At 64.8% G+C, this 15,813-nt stretch carries 18 protein-coding genes and 2 tRNA genes; 9 read left to right on the plus strand and 11 right to left on the minus strand.

Annotation, left to right across the window (positions count from 1 at the left end):
- Both amrB and amrS read right to left on the minus strand, forming a co-directional pair.
- Positions 1–647 (minus strand): AmmeMemoRadiSam system protein B (amrB, locus tag Q0693_RS09910; RefSeq protein WP_298631383.1); only part of this gene is annotated, 647 nt, incomplete at its 3' end.
- Positions 635–1,687: an AmmeMemoRadiSam system radical SAM enzyme gene (amrS, locus tag Q0693_RS09915; RefSeq protein ID WP_298631385.1), complete on the minus strand. Its 1,053-nt coding sequence runs from the start codon at positions 1,685–1,687 to the stop codon at positions 635–637. The genes amrS and amrB, both read right to left, overlap by 13 nt.
- 51 nt (positions 1,688–1,738) lie before the next feature.
- On the opposite strand from amrS, the gene Q0693_RS09920 reads away from it, so the two are divergent.
- The 6 genes from Q0693_RS09920 (at position 1,739) to Q0693_RS09945 (ending at position 6,565) form a co-directional block, all read left to right on the plus strand.
- Positions 1,739–3,175: an SWIM zinc finger family protein gene (locus tag Q0693_RS09920; RefSeq protein WP_298631388.1), complete on the plus strand. Its 1,437-nt coding sequence runs from the start codon at positions 1,739–1,741 to the stop codon at positions 3,173–3,175.
- Between the two features lie 4 nt (positions 3,176–3,179).
- Positions 3,180–4,196 (plus strand): acyltransferase, encoded by a 1,017-nt coding sequence (locus Q0693_RS09925; RefSeq protein ID WP_298631391.1) that lies wholly within the window; start codon positions 3,180–3,182, stop codon positions 4,194–4,196.
- Complete coding sequence (locus Q0693_RS09930) at positions 4,193–5,098, plus strand: prolyl oligopeptidase family serine peptidase (RefSeq protein WP_298631394.1); 906 nt, start codon at positions 4,193–4,195, stop codon at positions 5,096–5,098. Before Q0693_RS09925 ends, Q0693_RS09930 begins: the two co-directional genes overlap by 4 nt.
- A gap of 528 nt (positions 5,099–5,626) precedes the next feature.
- Positions 5,627–5,717: transfer RNA gene (locus tag Q0693_RS09935), tRNA-Ser, on the plus strand.
- Positions 5,718–5,725: 8 nt separating this feature from the next.
- A tRNA-Ser gene (locus tag Q0693_RS09940) sits at positions 5,726–5,818 on the plus strand.
- Positions 5,819–5,854: 36 nt separating this feature from the next.
- The gene (locus Q0693_RS09945; protein ID WP_298631397.1) at positions 5,855–6,565 is read left to right on the plus strand and encodes a DNA/RNA nuclease SfsA; all 711 of its coding nucleotides are present in this window, start codon (positions 5,855–5,857) and stop codon (positions 6,563–6,565) included.
- On the opposite strand, the gene Q0693_RS09950 is transcribed toward Q0693_RS09945, so the two are convergent.
- Positions 6,518–7,264, minus strand: coding sequence for a ZIP family metal transporter (locus Q0693_RS09950; RefSeq protein ID WP_298631400.1), 747 nt, complete (start codon positions 7,262–7,264; stop codon positions 6,518–6,520). The genes Q0693_RS09945 and Q0693_RS09950 overlap by 48 nt on opposite strands.
- 10 nt (positions 7,265–7,274) lie before the next feature.
- Positions 7,275–7,973 (minus strand): alpha/beta fold hydrolase, encoded by a 699-nt coding sequence (locus Q0693_RS09955; RefSeq protein WP_298631403.1) that lies wholly within the window; start codon positions 7,971–7,973, stop codon positions 7,275–7,277.
- A gap of 55 nt (positions 7,974–8,028) precedes the next feature.
- On the opposite strand from Q0693_RS09955, the gene Q0693_RS09960 reads away from it, so the two are divergent.
- Both Q0693_RS09960 and Q0693_RS09965 read left to right on the plus strand, forming a co-directional pair.
- Entirely contained in the window at positions 8,029–8,853 is an 825-nt protein-coding gene (locus Q0693_RS09960; RefSeq protein WP_366140539.1) for a DUF4388 domain-containing protein, read from the plus strand.
- 3 nt (positions 8,854–8,856) lie between these two features.
- Positions 8,857–10,212: an amino acid carrier protein gene (locus tag Q0693_RS09965; protein ID WP_298631407.1), complete on the plus strand. Its 1,356-nt coding sequence runs from the start codon at positions 8,857–8,859 to the stop codon at positions 10,210–10,212.
- Positions 10,213–10,224: 12 nt separating this feature from the next.
- On the opposite strand, the gene Q0693_RS09970 is transcribed toward Q0693_RS09965, so the two are convergent.
- The 6 genes from Q0693_RS09970 to Q0693_RS09995 all read right to left on the minus strand — a co-directional run bounded on the left by Q0693_RS09970 (position 10,225) and on the right by Q0693_RS09995 (position 13,173).
- Entirely contained in the window at positions 10,225–10,542 is a 318-nt protein-coding gene (locus tag Q0693_RS09970) for a zinc ribbon domain-containing protein (RefSeq protein ID WP_298631410.1), read from the minus strand.
- Positions 10,543–10,612: 70 nt separating this feature from the next.
- Complete coding sequence (locus Q0693_RS09975; protein ID WP_243030543.1) at positions 10,613–11,011, minus strand: hypothetical protein; 399 nt, start codon at positions 11,009–11,011, stop codon at positions 10,613–10,615.
- Positions 11,012–11,013: 2 nt separating this feature from the next.
- Entirely contained in the window at positions 11,014–11,298 is a 285-nt protein-coding gene (locus Q0693_RS09980) for a hypothetical protein (protein ID WP_298631413.1), read from the minus strand.
- Between the two features lie 9 nt (positions 11,299–11,307).
- Positions 11,308–11,586 (minus strand): hypothetical protein, encoded by a 279-nt coding sequence (locus tag Q0693_RS09985; protein ID WP_298631416.1) that lies wholly within the window; start codon positions 11,584–11,586, stop codon positions 11,308–11,310.
- Between the two features lies 1 nt (position 11,587).
- Positions 11,588–12,061: a YbaK/EbsC family protein gene (locus Q0693_RS09990; protein WP_298631419.1), complete on the minus strand. Its 474-nt coding sequence runs from the start codon at positions 12,059–12,061 to the stop codon at positions 11,588–11,590.
- A complete protein-coding gene (locus tag Q0693_RS09995; RefSeq protein WP_298631422.1) occupies positions 12,058–13,173 on the minus strand; it encodes a M20 family metallopeptidase in 1,116 nt (371 codons plus the stop codon). The genes Q0693_RS09990 and Q0693_RS09995 overlap by 4 nt, the downstream gene beginning before the upstream one ends.
- A gap of 198 nt (positions 13,174–13,371) precedes the next feature.
- Here Q0693_RS09995 and Q0693_RS10000 point away from each other — a divergent pair, with 198 nt between their 5' ends.
- On the plus strand, positions 13,372–14,991 hold the full coding sequence (locus Q0693_RS10000; RefSeq protein WP_298631425.1) for a 30S ribosomal protein S1: 1,620 nt from the start codon (positions 13,372–13,374) through the stop codon (positions 14,989–14,991).
- Between the two features lie 57 nt (positions 14,992–15,048).
- Here the strand turns inward: Q0693_RS10000 and Q0693_RS10005 are convergent.
- Positions 15,049–15,813 (minus strand): cytochrome b N-terminal domain-containing protein (locus tag Q0693_RS10005; protein ID WP_298631430.1); only part of this gene is annotated, 765 nt, incomplete at its 5' end.

Raw genomic sequence — 15,813 nt, forward strand, 5'->3', positions numbered from 1 at the left:
CAGGCTTCCCCTTGGGCCACCCCTTCCACATCCAGGGCCAGGGCCCTTTCCAAGGTCTTTTGGTCCCGCTTTCGGGCCACAGGGTCGGGGTGGTAGTGGGAGAGGTCGCTGGAGGCCAGCACCAGGTCCCCTTCCCCTAGCTCCGGCAAGAGGGCCTCGGCCACCTCCATGGGGTCCACCTCCCCGAAGAGGAGGGGCAGGATGGGCGTGCCCGGCAAGGCCACTTGGAGGAAGGGGAGGAGGACCTCGAGGCTATGCTCTTCCCAGAAGGGCTCCTCGTAGGTTACAAAGGGCGGGCCCTTCTCCATAAGCCTGCTTCCCCCTTCCAGGTCCACCGCCACCTCCCCCAAGGGGGTGGCCCAGGCGCGGTAAGGGTAGAAGGCCACGCCAAGAAAGGGCACGAAATGGCTGGGCCCCAAAAGGAAGGCCCTCCTCGCCCTTCCCTGCCAGGCGGAAAGGGCCCCAAAGCCCTCGGCCGCCACCTTTCCCGAGTAAACATAGCCGGCATGGGGGGAGAGAAGGCCCCTTATCCCAGGGTCAGGGGAGGAGCGGGCCCTTTGGAGAAGGCCTTCCACCTCCTGCCTTAGGCGTTCCGCCTCCTGGGGGTAGAAGTAGCCGGCCACCGCCGGCGGCCTCACCAGGTCCATACCCCGGGAATCCTCCTCCCGCACCCCGGGCAGACCCCGGGGACCTCCCAAAGGGGCTCCACCCGGTAGCCCCGGCGGCGGATGAGGAGCCTGCCGCAGTCCGGGCAACGGGTGGAACTCCTCTCCTCGTCCAGGACGTTGCCCACGTACACGAACCTTAGTCCTTCCTCCTTGGCGATCTCGTAGGCCCGCATCAGGGTGCTGTGCCGGGTGGGCCTCAGGTCCAGCATGCGGTAGTCGGGATGGGCGGCGGTGAGGTGCCAGGGGATTTCGGGGGAGAGCCCCTTGAGGAATCGGGCCATGGCCCGCACCTCCTCGGGGGCGTCGTTATAGCCCTCCAGGAGGAGGGTGGTCACCTCCACCCAGACCCCTTGGGCGTGGAGGTGCTCGAGGCTCTCCAAAACCGGCTTGAGCCGGGCCCCACAGATCCTCCGGTAGAACTCCTCCGTGAAGCCCTTCAGGTCCACGTTGGCGGCATCCAGATAGGGCCGGATGTAGTCCCAGGCTTCCTTGGTTTCCAAGCCGCTGGTGACGAAGACGTTTTTCATGCCCCGTTCCTTGGCGAGCCGTGCGGTGTCGTGGGCGTATTCCATCCAGACGGCGGGCTCGTTGTAGGTGTAGGCGAGAAGCCGCACCCCCAAGGCCTCGGCCTCCTGCACGATGGCCTCCGGGGGCCAGTCCTCCCCGATGGGCCGGTCCAAATGGCCTTCCGGGGTGACCTGGAACTCCCGGAACTGGGAGATCTGCCAGTTCTGGCAAAACGCGCAGAAGAGGTTGCACCCCACGGTGCCCAGGGAAAGGATTCCCTCCCCGGGGTGGAAGTGGTAAAGGGGCTTCTTCTCCACCGGGTCCAGGTGAAGGGCGGCCGCCTTGCCGTAGGTCACCAGGTACAGCCTGCCCCCGAAGTTGCGCCTAACCCCGCATTTGCCTGCCTGTCCTGGGGCGATGGCGCAGTAGTGGGCGCAGGCCCGGCACTGCACGTACCCCTTGGGTAGGGGGCGTTTCAGGTCCGCTTCCCTGAGGGTAGTCGTCAGGGTCATTTCATAGGCTTCTCATCCCATGATACCACGCCCGGGCTTTAGACTGAATCCGTGCCGCCTTTTCCCCCTAGGGAGGAAGCGGACTTTGCTCCGCTTTTTTCCCCCGAGGTGCTCCGCCGGGGGCTGGCCTACTACCAGGAGGGCCGGGTGCAGAGGGTCTTTCGGGTGGGGGAGAGGATTGTGGGTTTGGTGCAGGGTTCGGCGGAGGCTCCCTACCAGGTGGAGGTGGGGCCTGGGCTTGTGGGCCGGTGCACCTGCCCCTATCCCGATTTTCCTTGCAAGCATGCGGCGGCGCTTCTTTATGCCTACGTGGAGGGAAGGGTACCCGACCTTGCGCCCCTTATAGAGGCCCTAACGCCCGATGAGGCCAAGGACCTTTTGCAAAGGCTCGCCCTGATTCCTGGGGTTGCCTCCTATCTGGCGGAGGCCTTAGCCCCAGGGAAGGCCTTCATGGAGGGGGTAAAGCACCTGCGCCGGACCTTCCGGATGGGGGGAGGGGAGGCGGAGGCTAAGGCCCTCCTCCTGCGCCTGGACCGGGTGGGAAGGGAGGAGGTGGAGGCCTACCTCGAGGCCCTTCTGCAGGCCCCCTTTGACCCGGAGCCCTACCTGAAGGCGGCCTTAGAGCGCTATCTGGCCCTTTCCCCTAGGCTTTCCTTCCTCCTTGGCCTTTACCTGAAACACCCTTCCGAGGCTCTGCGGGAGGCCTTCTTACGGGCGGGGGAGAGGGAGGCGGAGGAAGCCCTCCGCCTCCTAAGGGGGCAGGATGCTTGGGGGCTGAAGCGGGGGCTTAAGGCCGAGCTTCTCTTCCGCTTGGGGCGGGTGGAGGAGGGGCTTGCCGCCTTGCGGGAAGGGCTTGAGGGGGTGGAGGACTACCTCCAGCTGGTGAACCGGCTCCTCTCCTTGGGCCGGATGGCGGAGGCCCTAAGGTATGCGGAGGAGGCCCGGGACTGGTTCGGCAAGGACCCCAGGCTCTGGCCCCTTTTGGACCTTTTGGTGGCCCACCGGGGGCTTCCTGAGGATCACAGGGCCCGGTTTGCGGTCCGGCCGAACCTCGAGGACTACCTGGCCCTAAAGGCCAAGCTGGGCCGGGGGTTTTTTGCGGAGCGGAGGGCCCTTCTGCGCCGGGTGCAAGACCCGGTCCTCCTAGCCCGCATCCACCTCTTGGAGGAGGATTGGAAGGCCCTGGACCGCCTCTTGAAAGACGCCCCCCTCGAGGCCTACCCCCGCCTGGCGGAGGCCCTGGAGGAAAGGCTTCCTGAGGAGGCCAAAAGGCTCTACTGGGAAAGGGCGAGATCCCTGGTGGAAAGGGGTAGCCGCAAGGCCTACCAGGAGGCGGCTCGGCTCCTAGGGCGCATGGCCCGCCTGGACCCCAAGGCGGCCCAGGAGGCGGCCTCGGCCTTGGTCTTGGCCTACCCCAAGCGGCCTGCCCTGAGGGAGGAGCTGGCCCTTTTGCTCTCGGAAAAGTCTCACGGGCCTGTGGAAAAATAGTCCTGTGGAACGCTTTCCCTGGGTGGAGGTCTTCCGGGGGCTGGCCATCTTGGAGGTGGTCCTCCACCACGTGACGGGCCGTTTCCTGCGGGAGCTTTCCCCGGGAAGCCTAGAATGGCACCTCCTGGCGGCGGCGAACCGCACCCTGCACTTTGCCGTGCCCGCCTTCCTCTTCATGACCACCCTGGTCCTGGGGGCCGGTTTCCTCAGGGAGTTCCGCCTGGGCCGTTACCTAAGGAATCGGGCCCTTCGCCTTCTTTGGCCTTACCTCCTTTGGAGCGGGATCTACCTGGCCTTCCGCTACTGGGATTACGGGGTTTTTCAGCCGGAACGCCTTCCCCACCAGCTCCTTTGGGGAAAGGCCTACTTTCACCTCTACTTCCTGGCGGTGGCCCTGCAGCTCACCCTCCTCCTCCCCCTTTCCCTCCCTCTCCTCAGGCGGAGGCCACACGGCCTGGTGTTCCTCCTTCTAGGGGTAGGGCTCACCTTGGGGGTTTACTTTCTGAACCGTCACTACCGCTTTTTGCCCTACCCGGGAAGCTTCGTCCTTTGGTACACCCCGGCCATCGCCTTGGGGCTTTACCTGGCAAGCCGCCTCGAGGTTCTACCCCGCCTTCTCCGCTTCTGGCCGATAGCCCTTTTGGTGGCCGGGGTGGGGCTTTGGGGGTATCTGCCCCTGGCCTTGGAGGTGCTTAAGCGCCTTCCTGTGAACACCTTCCACTACCAGGCCTTCCACTGGCTGTACACCACGGGTATGGCCTTTCTCCTCCTGGCCCTGGCCTACGCCTTGGCCCGCACCCCCTTGCGGACGCCCCTGGCCTTTTTGGGCCGCTACTCCTTGCAGATCTACCTGGTCCACCCCATGGTGGTGCGCCTTTTGGAAAAGTACCCGGCCTTCCCTGAACCCTTGGGTCTTAAGCCGGCTTTGGCGGTCTACTTGGTCTTGGCCCTCCTCCTACCTCTTTTCCTGGCCTACCTCCTGGCGAGGGCCAGGGTATCCCCCGCCATCTTCGGCCGATGAGGGCCTTCGCGGTCTGGCTCCTGGCCCTGGCCCTTGGCCTGTTCTGGGGTCTGCGGTCGGCAAGCCCGGGGCTGAAGAGGGTGGAAGAAGGTGTGGTTTACGGGCGGGAGGGGGTTTCCCTGTTTGCCCAAGTCTGCTCGCCGCAAGGGGCTGCGGACCGGGCGGTGATCCTGGTGCCGGGTGGCTTCGGCCCTCCCACCTTGGACATGGAAAAGCGGTGCCGCCTCTATGCGGAGAAGGGGGTGGTGGCCTTGGTGCCCCACCTCAGAGGCCGGGGGAAAAGTGAGGGAAAGGTGACCGGTTGCCTGGAGGAAGCCGAGGACGTAGCCCTTATGGCCCGCCTCCTTCCCCAGATGGGGATAAGGCGCCACGCCTACGCCGGCTACTCCCTGGGAGCCTGCGTGGCCCTAAAGGCGGCGGCCCTGGAGGGAAGGGCCAGGGGTGTGGCCTTTGTCATCGGCCCGGTGGACTTTGCCGAACAGGTGGAGATCCTGAGGAAAACCCGCCCCGACGCCTTGGAACGTTGGCGGGAGGTCTTCGGTGGGCTTCCGGAGGAGTGCCCGGCCTGCTACGCCCGGCAGAGCCCCTTGCCCCATGCGGCCCGCCTTGGGGCTCCCCTTCTCATCCTGCAGGCGGGCAACGACCCCCTTATTCCCCCCACGCAGGCCTGCCGCCTGAGGGATGTGCGGGAGGAAGCCGGCCGCAAGGTGTACCAGGTGGCCCTCACCCGGGAAGGCCATCCCTGGACCCTGCCCCTCACCAAGGGCCGGGCCTGCCTCAGGCCCACGGGGTTTGGCCCCTTGGGGGAGGACCACCTGGTCCTCTTCCCCGATCTCCACCATGCGGTGATCCCCGCCATGGAGGCCCTGGTGGAGCGGTTTGTCCTAGCCTGGCTCCGTTAGGGGGCCAAAAGGGGTATAGCCTGGGCCAGCATCCGCCTAAGAAGGGGTTCCTAAGGCCTTCGCTTCCTCCACCGTGTAGGCGTGAAGCCCCACCGGAAGGCCCCTAAAAGCCCTTTGCGCCAGGGGGTGAAGGCCTTGGCAGGAAAGGCCTCCGTGGATGAGGAGGGGTCCGGGCCGCTTCCCGGTAGGGCCCGGCCTGTGGCCCAGGAGCCGATGCCGCAGGAACGTCTCCCCTTCGCACCCCAGGCCCCTCCTTCAGGCGCCTTAGGATTCCCTCGTGGGAGACCCTGGCCGAAGGCATGGATTTCCTGGGCATAGGGCAAAAGCCTTTCGGCCTCCGGGTGCGGGTACCGCGCAAAGGGGGCCCCTTCGGGGAGGGCAGCGGGATATCGGGGAGAACCGGGTGGGTCCTAAGTCCCTTCAGGCCTGAAGGATGGGGTCCCGGTTTCGCTCCAAAAGGGCACTCTAGCCCATCCCGATTGACAAGCCGAGGAGGTTGCCGCATAGTAAACCTTGCGGCCAGACCTTGGAGGGTTGGCCGAGCGGTTGAAGGCGGCGGTCTTGAAAACCGCTGTGGGCCTTGGGCCCACCGGGGGTTCGAATCCCTCACCCTCCGCCAGAAGGCTTGGAGGGGTGGCCGAGTGGTCGAAGGCGGCACCCTGCTAAGGTGTTGTACCGGGAAAACCGGTACCGCGGGTTCGAATCCCGCCCTCTCCGCCAAAAAGCCCGGTCTAGGACCGGGCTAAAGTTTTGCTCATGTGGGCCTTGCCTTTGCCTCCCCTAAAACCCTGCCGTTTCCGGGAAAGGAAAAACCGCTTCCTGGTGGAGGCGGACGTGGGCCCCTTGCACCTGCCTAACTCGGGGCGGATGACGGAACTCCTTCTGCCCGGAACCCCTTGCTTTTACCATCCCAGGCCCACCCTCAAGACGGTGGGCCGGATGGTCCTGGTGGAAAGCCAGGGGGTTTTGGTGGGGGTGGACGCCTCCTTGGCCAACCGTCTCCTGGAGTTGCTTTTGAAGGAGGGGTTTTTCGGCTCCCTTGCGGATCTAAGAAAAGAGGTGCCCTTGGGGGGGGAGAGGCTGGACTTCTCCGCCTGGATTGGGGATAAGGAAGCTCTTTGGGAAGCCAAAAACTGCAACCGGGTGGAGGAGGGCCTGGCCCTTTTCCCCGATGCCCCTACCCCTCGAGGGGCCAGGCACCTTAGGCTTCTTTCGGCCTTTGCCCGGAATGGGGGGCTAGCCCATGCGGTCTGGATGGTGCAACATCCCCTGGCTCAGGCCTTTGCCCTGGACCCGGAGGATGGGTTCCTATACCGAGCAGCCCGGGAAGCGGAGGAGGCGGGGGTGAGGCTTCTGGCCTTTCGCGTGCGCCCTGCCTTGGAAGCCCTCCATCTGGAAGGGGAGCTTCCCTGGGTTTGGCTACCCCCCAAGGAGAATCTGGAAGGCCACCATCAGGGCCACGGCTAGGGTGAGCACCGTGGCCACGCCTTCCGCCTTGGCCTCCCTTAGGGCTTCGGGAAGGATTTCCGCCGCTACCATCCAGATCATGGCTCCGGCAGCGAAGCCTAGGCCCACCGGCAAGGCGGGCTTAAAGAGTTCCACGAAGAGAAAGGCGGGCACGGCCATGAGGGGCTGGGGTAGGCTGGAGAAAACGCTCCAAAGGGCCGCGCCCAAGACGCTTACACCCCGAGGGATCAGCACCAGGCTGATGGCCAGTCCCTCGGGGATGTTGTGCACAGCGATGGCTAGGGTGAGGAAAACCCCCAAGGCCTCCCCGCCCCCGAAGGCCACCCCTACGCCAATCCCCTCGGCGAAGGAGTGCAGGGTCATGATGCCCACCATCATGAGGGCTTTGCGGGCATCCAGGCCGTTTAGGGTGCCAAAGCTTACCTCCCGGCTGTGGAGAAACCGGTGGGAGAGCTGGATAAAAAAGAGCCCCAACACCACCCCTAAAAGGGTCCGGCCCAGGTGGTAGTGCACCCCCTCGTAGATGAGGCCGAAGCTGGCGGCCAGCATAAGCCCGGCGGCGGCGGCGTTGGCCAGGCCCAGGTGGTGGGCGAGGATCTTTCGGGTGAAGAGGAAGGGAATGGCCCCTAGGCCGGTGGCGATGGCGGTGAGGAGGGCGTACAGGAAGACGGTCCCAGGGGAGATGGATAGGGGTTCCATGGTCCCCATATTACTGCAAGTGATTATTGTTAGCAATAAGCCAATCCCGGACCGCCTGGGCCACGGCTTCCCGGTCCCGGTCCAAGAGGAGGTCATGCCCGCTTTCCGGGAAGACCAGGTAATCCTTCTTAGGGCTTCCCAAAAGGGCGTGGTAGCCCCGGACCCCGGCAGGGTCCACCACCTTGTCCCGGCCGGCCTCCACCACCAAGGCAGGGGCCTTTACCTGGGGTAGGACCTCGGGGGTGCGGCGCATAAGGGCCAAAAGCTGGAGCAGGGCCCGGGTGGGAAAGTAGGGGTAGTTGGGGTTTTGCTTACTAAGCTCGGGGTCCTGGATGGAGTCGGGGCCAGGAAAACGGGGGATGAACCAGGCCAAGAGGGGAGCCAGGGGGGCAAGGGGGTGCTTGAGGGCCAGGGCTGGGGCCAGGGCTACCAGGGCCTGGGTGGGGCTTTCCGCGGCCAGGTGGGCGGCTAGGAGGGCGCCCATGGAAAGCCCCACCACCCCTCGAGGCTCGGGTAGCTTCTGGTAGACCTCCTGGGCCACCGCCAGCCAGTCCGGCCAGCGCACCCGAAGAAGGTCCTCTGGCCGGGTGCCGTGGCCTGGTAGGGCCGGTTGAACCACGGTAAAACCGGCCTCCCGCAACACCCTGGGCAAGGGGCCCAGGGTGAGGACGGGGTGGGAGGTAAAGCCGTGGAGCAAGAGGAGATGCATACCTAAGGATACCCCGCCTGGACGCTGGGGAGGGGGCATGGTAAAACGGGAAGGAATGCTGGGTGAGCCCTCAGATTATCTCGGCCAGCCGCAAGGCTATCTTGAAGGTAACCTTGCAGAGTTTCCCTTCGTGGCCCTGGTGGGGGCTTTGATGAGCACCGGGCGCACGGGAAGGCTTCTGGTCCGCACCCCTTACCTGGAGGGAGAGGTTTTTTTGCGGGGTGGCCAGGTGGTCCATGCCCGGGTCTGGTCAGGGGAAAAGGGCCTGGAGGGAGAGGAGGCCTTGGACCTGCTTTCCGGTCTCAAGCGAGCGCCCTATCGCTTTGAGCCCGAGGTTTTGCCACCCCACACCACCTTGTTGGGAGGGCTTGCGGTACCCGCACGCCTAAGCGAGGCCCAGGCCCTGTGGCAGGGGCTTTCCCTACCCTCCGACTGGGGGTATGTTCTGCGCCTGCCCACCAAGGGAGGCCAGGTGGAGCTTGGCCCCGAGGCCTTGCGGGTTCTGGCCCAGGTGGAGGGGAAGCGCATCGCCGAGGTGCTCCTGGCCCCCGGGGTGTTGCGCTTGGCCCGCATCCTGCACACCCTATTGGGGATGGGAGCCCTGGAGGCGGTGCCCTTGGTGGAGGTGCCGCCCGCTTCCCTTTTGGTCCTTCCCATCTATGGCCCTGGGTCGGGGGTAGCCTATGTGGACGAGGCCCTTTACGCCGAGTGGGCCCGGGCCATCCGCCATGCCTTCCGCCTTCGCCTAAAGCGCCTCGAGGCGTTGATGGAAGTGCGGCCCAGGCCCAACATCCCCGGTCGGCTGGGCCTGCTGGAGGAGGATCTCAAGCGCCTCCGCCTCAGGCGGGGGGATAAGGTGGAGGTGGTGCCGGAGGTATAGCCTATGGATATCCTGACCCTAAACGAGTATCTCAACCGGATCGTATACGGCTTCCCCATGAAGCTTTTCTTTTTGCTGGTGGGAGCTTACCTGGTCATCTTCCAGATCCGCTGGTTTAGTGCCCCTCTGAGGATGCTTCGGGTTTCCTTTAGCGAAACCCTGGGGGCCATCCGCGAGCGTACCTATGGCTTTGGCGGCCAGATTACTCCCTTCCAGGCCACCATGGTGGCCCTCTCCGCCACGGTGGGCACGGGGCACCTTTTGGGCATGCTGGCGGCGGTGCTTCTAGGGGGGCCGGGGGCGGTCTTTTGGATGTGGCTGGGCTACTTCTTTGGTACGGGCACAAAGTTTGCCGAGGCCACCTTGGCGGTGCACTTCCGCCGCCGCTTTGCCGATGGGTCGGTTTCTGGCGGACCCATGTACTACCTGTACCGGGGTCTTCCCAGGCTCCGCTTTCTGGCCTATTTCTTCGCCTTCTTCGCCGCGGTGGCCGCTTTTGGTATCGGCAACCTCTCCCAGGCCGGGGCAGTGGGGGGGGCTCTGGCCCCCTTAGGGGCGCCACCGGCCTTGGTGGGCCTTTTCCTAGCCCTCCTGGTGGGGGTGGTGCTGGGTGGGGGCATCGTTCGGGTGGCCCGTTTTGCCCAGGTGGTGGTACCCTTAAAGCTTCTCCTTTTCCTGGTGGCGGTGGTGCCCCTATTGGTCCTTTACGGGGCCCAGATCCCCGAGGCCTTGGCCCTGGTCTTCCGGGCGGCCTTCAGCCCGGAGGCGGCCTTGGGGGGAGCGGCGGGCTATAGCCTCTTCGCCGCCCTCAACGCTGGGCTGGGCCGGGGCATCTTCGCCAACGAGGCGGGCTTGGGTTCTGCGCCCATCGCCCACGCCCAGGCCCAAGTGGACCACCCGGTGCGCCAGGGCTTCTGGGGGGTCACGGAGATGTTCGTAAGCTTCCTGGTCACGAGCCTTACCGCCCTCACCTTCCTGGCCTCCGGGCTTTGGCGAGAGGGAGGGAGTGCGGCCGAGGCCGCCAGCGCCCTCTTCCAAGCCCATCCCCTGGGCGGGCCTATCCTGGCCGTGACCGTGGCGGTCTTCGCCCTAGGAACCATGGTTTCCTGGGGGTTTTACGGGGAAGAGGCGGCGGCCTTTCTCTTCGGCGAGGGGATCCGCTGGCCCTACCGCCTTACCTTTGCCGTTTTGGCCTTCGTGGGGCCCTTGGGGGGCCTCGAGGCCTTCTTGGCCATCTCCGACACCCTAAACGGCCTTATGGCCATTCCCAACCTCCTGGGCCTCATCCTGTTGGGGCCGGTGGTGGGCCGCTTGGTCTACGGCTTCTTCCGTGGAGAGCCTTGGATACCTCCTCGGTGACGACTCCCCCCTCTAAAGAGGGGGGCCGCAAGACACGGGCTTCGCCCGTGACCTCGGCTTTTGGTGTAAACCCGTCCCCGCAGGCTCCGTCCAAGCCCTGGCCAAGATGTTGATGGCCGCAGCCACGTCTTGGTGAAGAGGAGTCCCAGAGGAGGGGCAGGGAAACTCCCTGACCCACAAAGGACTCTTCTCCCGGTGCCCACATGCTGGGCAATCTTGGCTCGTGTGTCTAGGGTCTACCCCCAGGACCTGCCTACCAGCCTCCCTGGGGCTCCTGCTCCAAACGGATCGCCGACGGATGTGGGGAGTCCATGTATCCCCGGTTTGCAAGCTGGGGGATCATAGCCCTCCACACCCCCTTTTTCTCTACCTTGGCGGCGCCCTCCACCCCACCTGGGCATCAGTGGAAGAGCTGCCGTATGGCCCTTTCCAACTCTTCCCCGGTCTTGCGGTCCAGGGTGAGCTTAACCTTTAGGGCCACCCGGAGGGCCTCCTCCTCGAGGCTCTCCCGGCTTTGGCATCCCTCCAGCCGGGTTACAAAAGGTTCCGCTTTGGGGCCGAGCCGGGTCTTGAGGAGGCCCACCAGCTTTTGGCAAAGCTCCTTGGGACCCTCCACGGGCAGGATCAGGCCCCGCTTGAGAAGGGCAGCCAGGATGACGTAGGCTTCGTCTCCCAGGCCGCTTTCCCCCACCACCTCCTCTTCGGTGCGCCGGCCGTCGCAGAGGGTGTAGACCCGCCACTCCTCGGGGGTGGGTTTCCAGTCGGTTTCCGGAGGGTTAGGGTTGCGGCGGAAGACCATGGCTACAAGGAGGCCACGATGGCGTCCACCAGGCGCAGGACCAGGTAGACGAAGACTGCCCCCAGGAGAAGGATCAGGGAAAGGAGAAGGAGGAGAAGGCTACTGGACTCGTTCCAGGTAAGGAAGAGCACCACCAGGTACGCCACGGCGAAGAAGACGATGAGCCCCAGCATCTGCCCACCCCTTTCCCCCATGACCCCTCCGGGGATGACCCGCTTTAGCCGGAACCCGTAAAGGACGTTATAGGCCATCACCACAAGGCCTAAAAGGAGCAGCACTTTTTCCATGGCCCCATTCTAGCCCATCCATTCCCGGATAGGTATAAGCTCACCCCCCTCAACACTTTTCCGCGTGGGACGATAACGGGTATCAAACCAGATCTCCAGCACCGCCCGGTCCAGGCTTTTGGGGGCCACGATTTCCTTGCGCACGTAATAGCCTCCCTCCACGGGGCTTATCTCCGTGGATTTGGAGAGCCTGAGCTCCACCACCTCGCCGCTTTGGGTGCGCACCCTAACCCGGAAGGCCAAGGGGCCTTCGGGCTTCACGTGGGGATCTTTGCGGAAGTACCACACGCTAGGCCTCCTTTAAATCCGCCACCCGGGCCCCTGTGAGGGCCAGGAGCTCCCCGGGGGTCAGGGAGAAGAGGGCGTTTGGTGTACCCCCTGCGGCCCAAACCCGGGGGTAGGCCAGGAGGTCCTCGTCGCAAAAGGTGGGGAGAGGGGTGGGGTGTCCCACGGGGGGTACCCCGCCGATGCCGTAACCGGTATGGAGGCGCACCTCCTCGGGGGTAGCCCGCCGGAGGGTCTCGCCCGCTGCCCTTTGGGCTTTGGGGAGGTCCGGACGGTTTCGGCCGCTCACCAGGAAGAGATAAGGCCTGGTTCCCATAGAGATCAGGCTTTTTACGATCTGCCCCACGTGGGCTCCCACGGCCTCAGCGGCTTCTTGGGCGGTGCGGGTGGAGGCGGGTAGCGCCACCACCCGCAGGTGGGCGTACCCCTTTTCCTCCAGGGCATGCTGTACCCTTTTTGCGGAAGGGGGAAGGCTCATAGGGCGTAGAGGAGTTCGGCCAGGAGGGTCACGCGCCGGGGGATCTCCGAGACCACCACATACTCGGTCTTCTGGTGGGCATCGCCCCCAAGGAGGCCGAGGCCATCCAGGGTGGGCACCCCCAGGGCAGCGGTGAAGTTGCCATCCGAGCCCCCGCCCACCCGCCCTGGGCGCAGGGAAAGCCCCAGGGCTTCCCCAATGGCCCGGGCCTTCTCAAAGAGGGCCAGGCTTTCCGCGGTGGGCTCCATGGGGGGGCGGTTTAGTCCCCCAGAAAGCTCCAGCCTGGCCCCAGGGAGGACAGGGGTCAGATGTTTTAGGCTTTCCTCCACCCGCTTCACCTCCTCCAGGGTCCAGGCCCTGAGGTCTATTTCCACCCAGGCCTCCTCGGCCACCACGTTGCTTACGGTGCCTCCTGCCACCACGTTGAGGCCCAGGGTGGTGCCCTTCTCCCGGTCCTCGAGGGCCGCCACCTTCACGATCTGATGGGCAAGCTCCAGGATGGCGTTCACCCCCTTTTCCGGCTCCACCCCCTGGTGGGCGGCCTTGCCCAGGGCCTTAAGGCGGTAGAGCCCCACCCCCTTTCGGGCTACCTTGGGATCCCCTTCCGCCGTGGGAGGCTCCAGGACCAAGGCAGCCCGGGCCTTCTTCGCTGCCGCCTCAATCAGGGGCCGGCTTTCCTTGGAGCCGATTTCCTCGTCGGGGGTGAAGAGGATTTCCAAGGCCGGAAGCCTCCTGCCGCTGGCCTCCGCGTGGCGGAGGGCATAGAGCAGGGCGATAATACCCCCTTTCATGTCGTAGACCCCAGGGCCTACCGCCCGGTCCCTTTCCAGGCGGAAGGGCTCGGGGAAGCTTCCCTTAGGGTGGACGGTGTCGTAGTGGCAGAGGATGAGGATCGGGTTTCCTTCCCCTTCCCGCTTCAAAAGGAGGATGGGGCCTAGGGGGGTATCTTTACGGGAAAGCCGCCCCTGGAGAGGCCCGAAGGCTTCTTCCAAGAAGGCGGCAGCTTCCTGAAGGCCCTTCGGGTCCTTGGAGGGGGATTCCCGGCGCACGAAGGCCTCGAGGTCCTTTAAAAACTCGGGTAGCTTCGCCTGCATCCAGGCTAGGGTTTCCATGGGCCCATTATGGCGCAACCCCTTGGGGCCTGGTGCCTCTTGGCAAGGGGGCCTCCCCGTGGTATAAAGGAAGGGTATGCCCTTCGGGGCCGGTTCCCACGGAAGCGGGGAGTGAGGCTTCTCCCCCTCCTTTTCGTGTGGACGTGCGCAAGATGCGCCCGCCTTCCCTAGAAGGCGCGTAAGGAGGAAAGAGGCGGCATGGAAGAAAAGGCGACCCAGGTCAGCGAAGCCAACTTGACCCCAGACAAGGCCTTCAGCATGGAAGAGGCCCTGCAGGAGACCGAGGCCCGCTTGGAAAAACGCGTGCGCCCCGGGCAGGTCCTGACGGGCAAGGTGGTCTTGGTGGGCTCAGAGGGTGTGGCGGTAGATATCGGCGCGAAGACGGAAGGCATCATCCCCTTTAACGAACTTACGGAGAAGTCCCTTCCTGAAGAGGAGTTAAAGGCCCTTCTGAAGCCTGGGGATCTGGTGCGGGTCCAGGTCACCAAGGTGGATCCGGAAACCGGCCAGGTCTTCCTTTCCCGTAAAAAGGTGGAGGCCACGGAGCACTGGGACCGCATCCGGGAGCTTTATGAGAAGGGCGAGCCGGTGACCGTCACCGTCAAGGAGAAGGTCAAGGGAGGCGTGATTGCCGACCTGGATGGTGTATCCGCCTTCATCCCTGCTTCGCAGCTGGACCTCAAGCGCATCCCCAACCTGGATGCCTACGTGGGCCAGCAGATCCTGGTGAAGATCATCGAGTTTAACCGCAAAAAGGGACGGGTTCTGCTATCCCGCCGGGTGGTTCTGGAAGAGGAGCAAAAACGGGCCAAGGAGGCCTTTTTCCAGAGCCTCCAGCCCGGGCAGGTGGTGGAGGGTACGGTGGTGGACGTCACCGACTTCGGGGCCTTTGTGAACCTGGGTCCGGTGGACGGCCTGGTGCACCGTTCCGAGATCACCTGGGGGCGGTTTAACCACCCCAAAGAGGTGATCCACAAGGGCCAGAAGGTGCGGGCCCAGGTGGTTTCCGTGGACCCGGAGAAGGAGCGGGTGAACCTTTCCATCAAGGCCCTCATCCCCGATCCCTGGGTCACGGTGGCCGAGAAGTACCCGGTGGGAAGCCGGGTCCGGGGCAAGGTGGTGGGCCTCACCCAGTTCGGGGCCTTTGTGGAGGTGGAGCCGGGCCTCGAGGGGCTCATCCACATCTCCGAGCTTTCCTGGACCAAAAGGCCCAAGCACCCCTCCGAGGTGGTGAAGGAAGGGGAGGAGGTGGAGGCGGTGGTCTTGAGGCTGGACCCAGCCGAGCGCCGCCTCTCTTTGGGCCTCAAGCAGACCCAGCCCGACCCCTGGCAGCTCCTGACGGAGAAGTACCCCCCGGGTACCGTGGTCAAAGGCCGCATCACCGGGATCACGGACTTTGGGGTCTTCGTGGAGCTGGAGCCGGGCATGGAGGGCCTGGTCCATATTTCCGAGCTGGACCACGCCCGCATTGAAAACCCCGCCGCCCTCTTCAAGAAGGGGGAGGAGATGGAGGTGGTGGTCCTCAACATAGACCCCGTGGAGCAGCGCATCTCCCTCTCCCGCAAGCGCCTTCTGCCCCCGCCCCCTCCCAAGGCCGAGGAGGAGCGGCCCCGTCGGGCCAAGGGCAAGGAGGCCCGGGGCAAGAGGAAGCCCGGACCCCGCCGGGAGGAGCGCCGGGAGTACGAGTACGGAGCCGTGGCCGAGTACAACCTGTACGATGCCTCCGCAGTGCCCACGGCCAGCGCCAGCGTGAAGCTTGGAGACCTCTACGGCGATCTTCTGGCCAGCCTGGGCCTCGAGGAGGAAAAGTCCTCTTAGGCCGGAGGGAAACGCTAGGGCCCCCGCCTGTGGCGGGGGCCCTTCTTCTAACCCTATCTAGGCCTTGTGGGGGGCTTCCTCCTTCCCGAAGAAGATGCGGAGCAGGGTGTAGGAGACGATGTAGGTGAGCAAGGGCCCACCCAGGACCAGGGTCCAAAGCATGGCGTTGTTCCCCAGGAGGGAGCCCTGCTGCTGGAAGTCAATCTTGTACCCGGCCAGCGTCGTCATGAGGAAGAAGACCAGAAGGGCCAGGATCACGCTGGTGCGCACCGGGTGCTGCGAGGGGAGTTCCATGTAGCGCATCTTGTCCTTGCGGGTGTCCAGGAAGGGCAAAAGGAGGCCCACCAGGCCCAGGATCCCCGGGATCAACACCCCCCCGATGAACTCCGGCCCAACGGTGGCCCCGAAGAGGTGGAACTCCCAGGTGGAAGGGATGATCTGCAGGATGCCGTAGATCCAGAGGAAGTACCAGTCGGGCTTGACCGCGGGGGTGTTGGGGGTGGGCGGGCCAAAGGCCTCGATGGGGTGGGCAAGGAAAGCCCCGGCGATCAGGGTCATGATGCCCACGTAGAGGGCGAAGAGGATGCCCATCATCACCAGCTGCTGGGGGTACATGGGCACGCCAAGGATTCTTCCCGGGGCCACCCTTTCCGCATAGCGGGGCTGGGTGTGCTTCTGCTTCATCATGATGGCCATGTGCCCCCCGATGAGGGCCATGAGAAGCAGGGGGAGCCAGAGGACATGAAGGCTATAGAGCCGGGGAATGGCCTTCTCGGAACCGGGAAACTCCCCCCCGAACATCACCTGGGCCAAGGTGGACCC

The organism is uncultured Thermus sp., assembly GCF_938010445.1.
Taxonomy (GTDB): Bacteria; Deinococcota; Deinococci; order Deinococcales; family Thermaceae; genus Thermus; species Thermus altitudinis.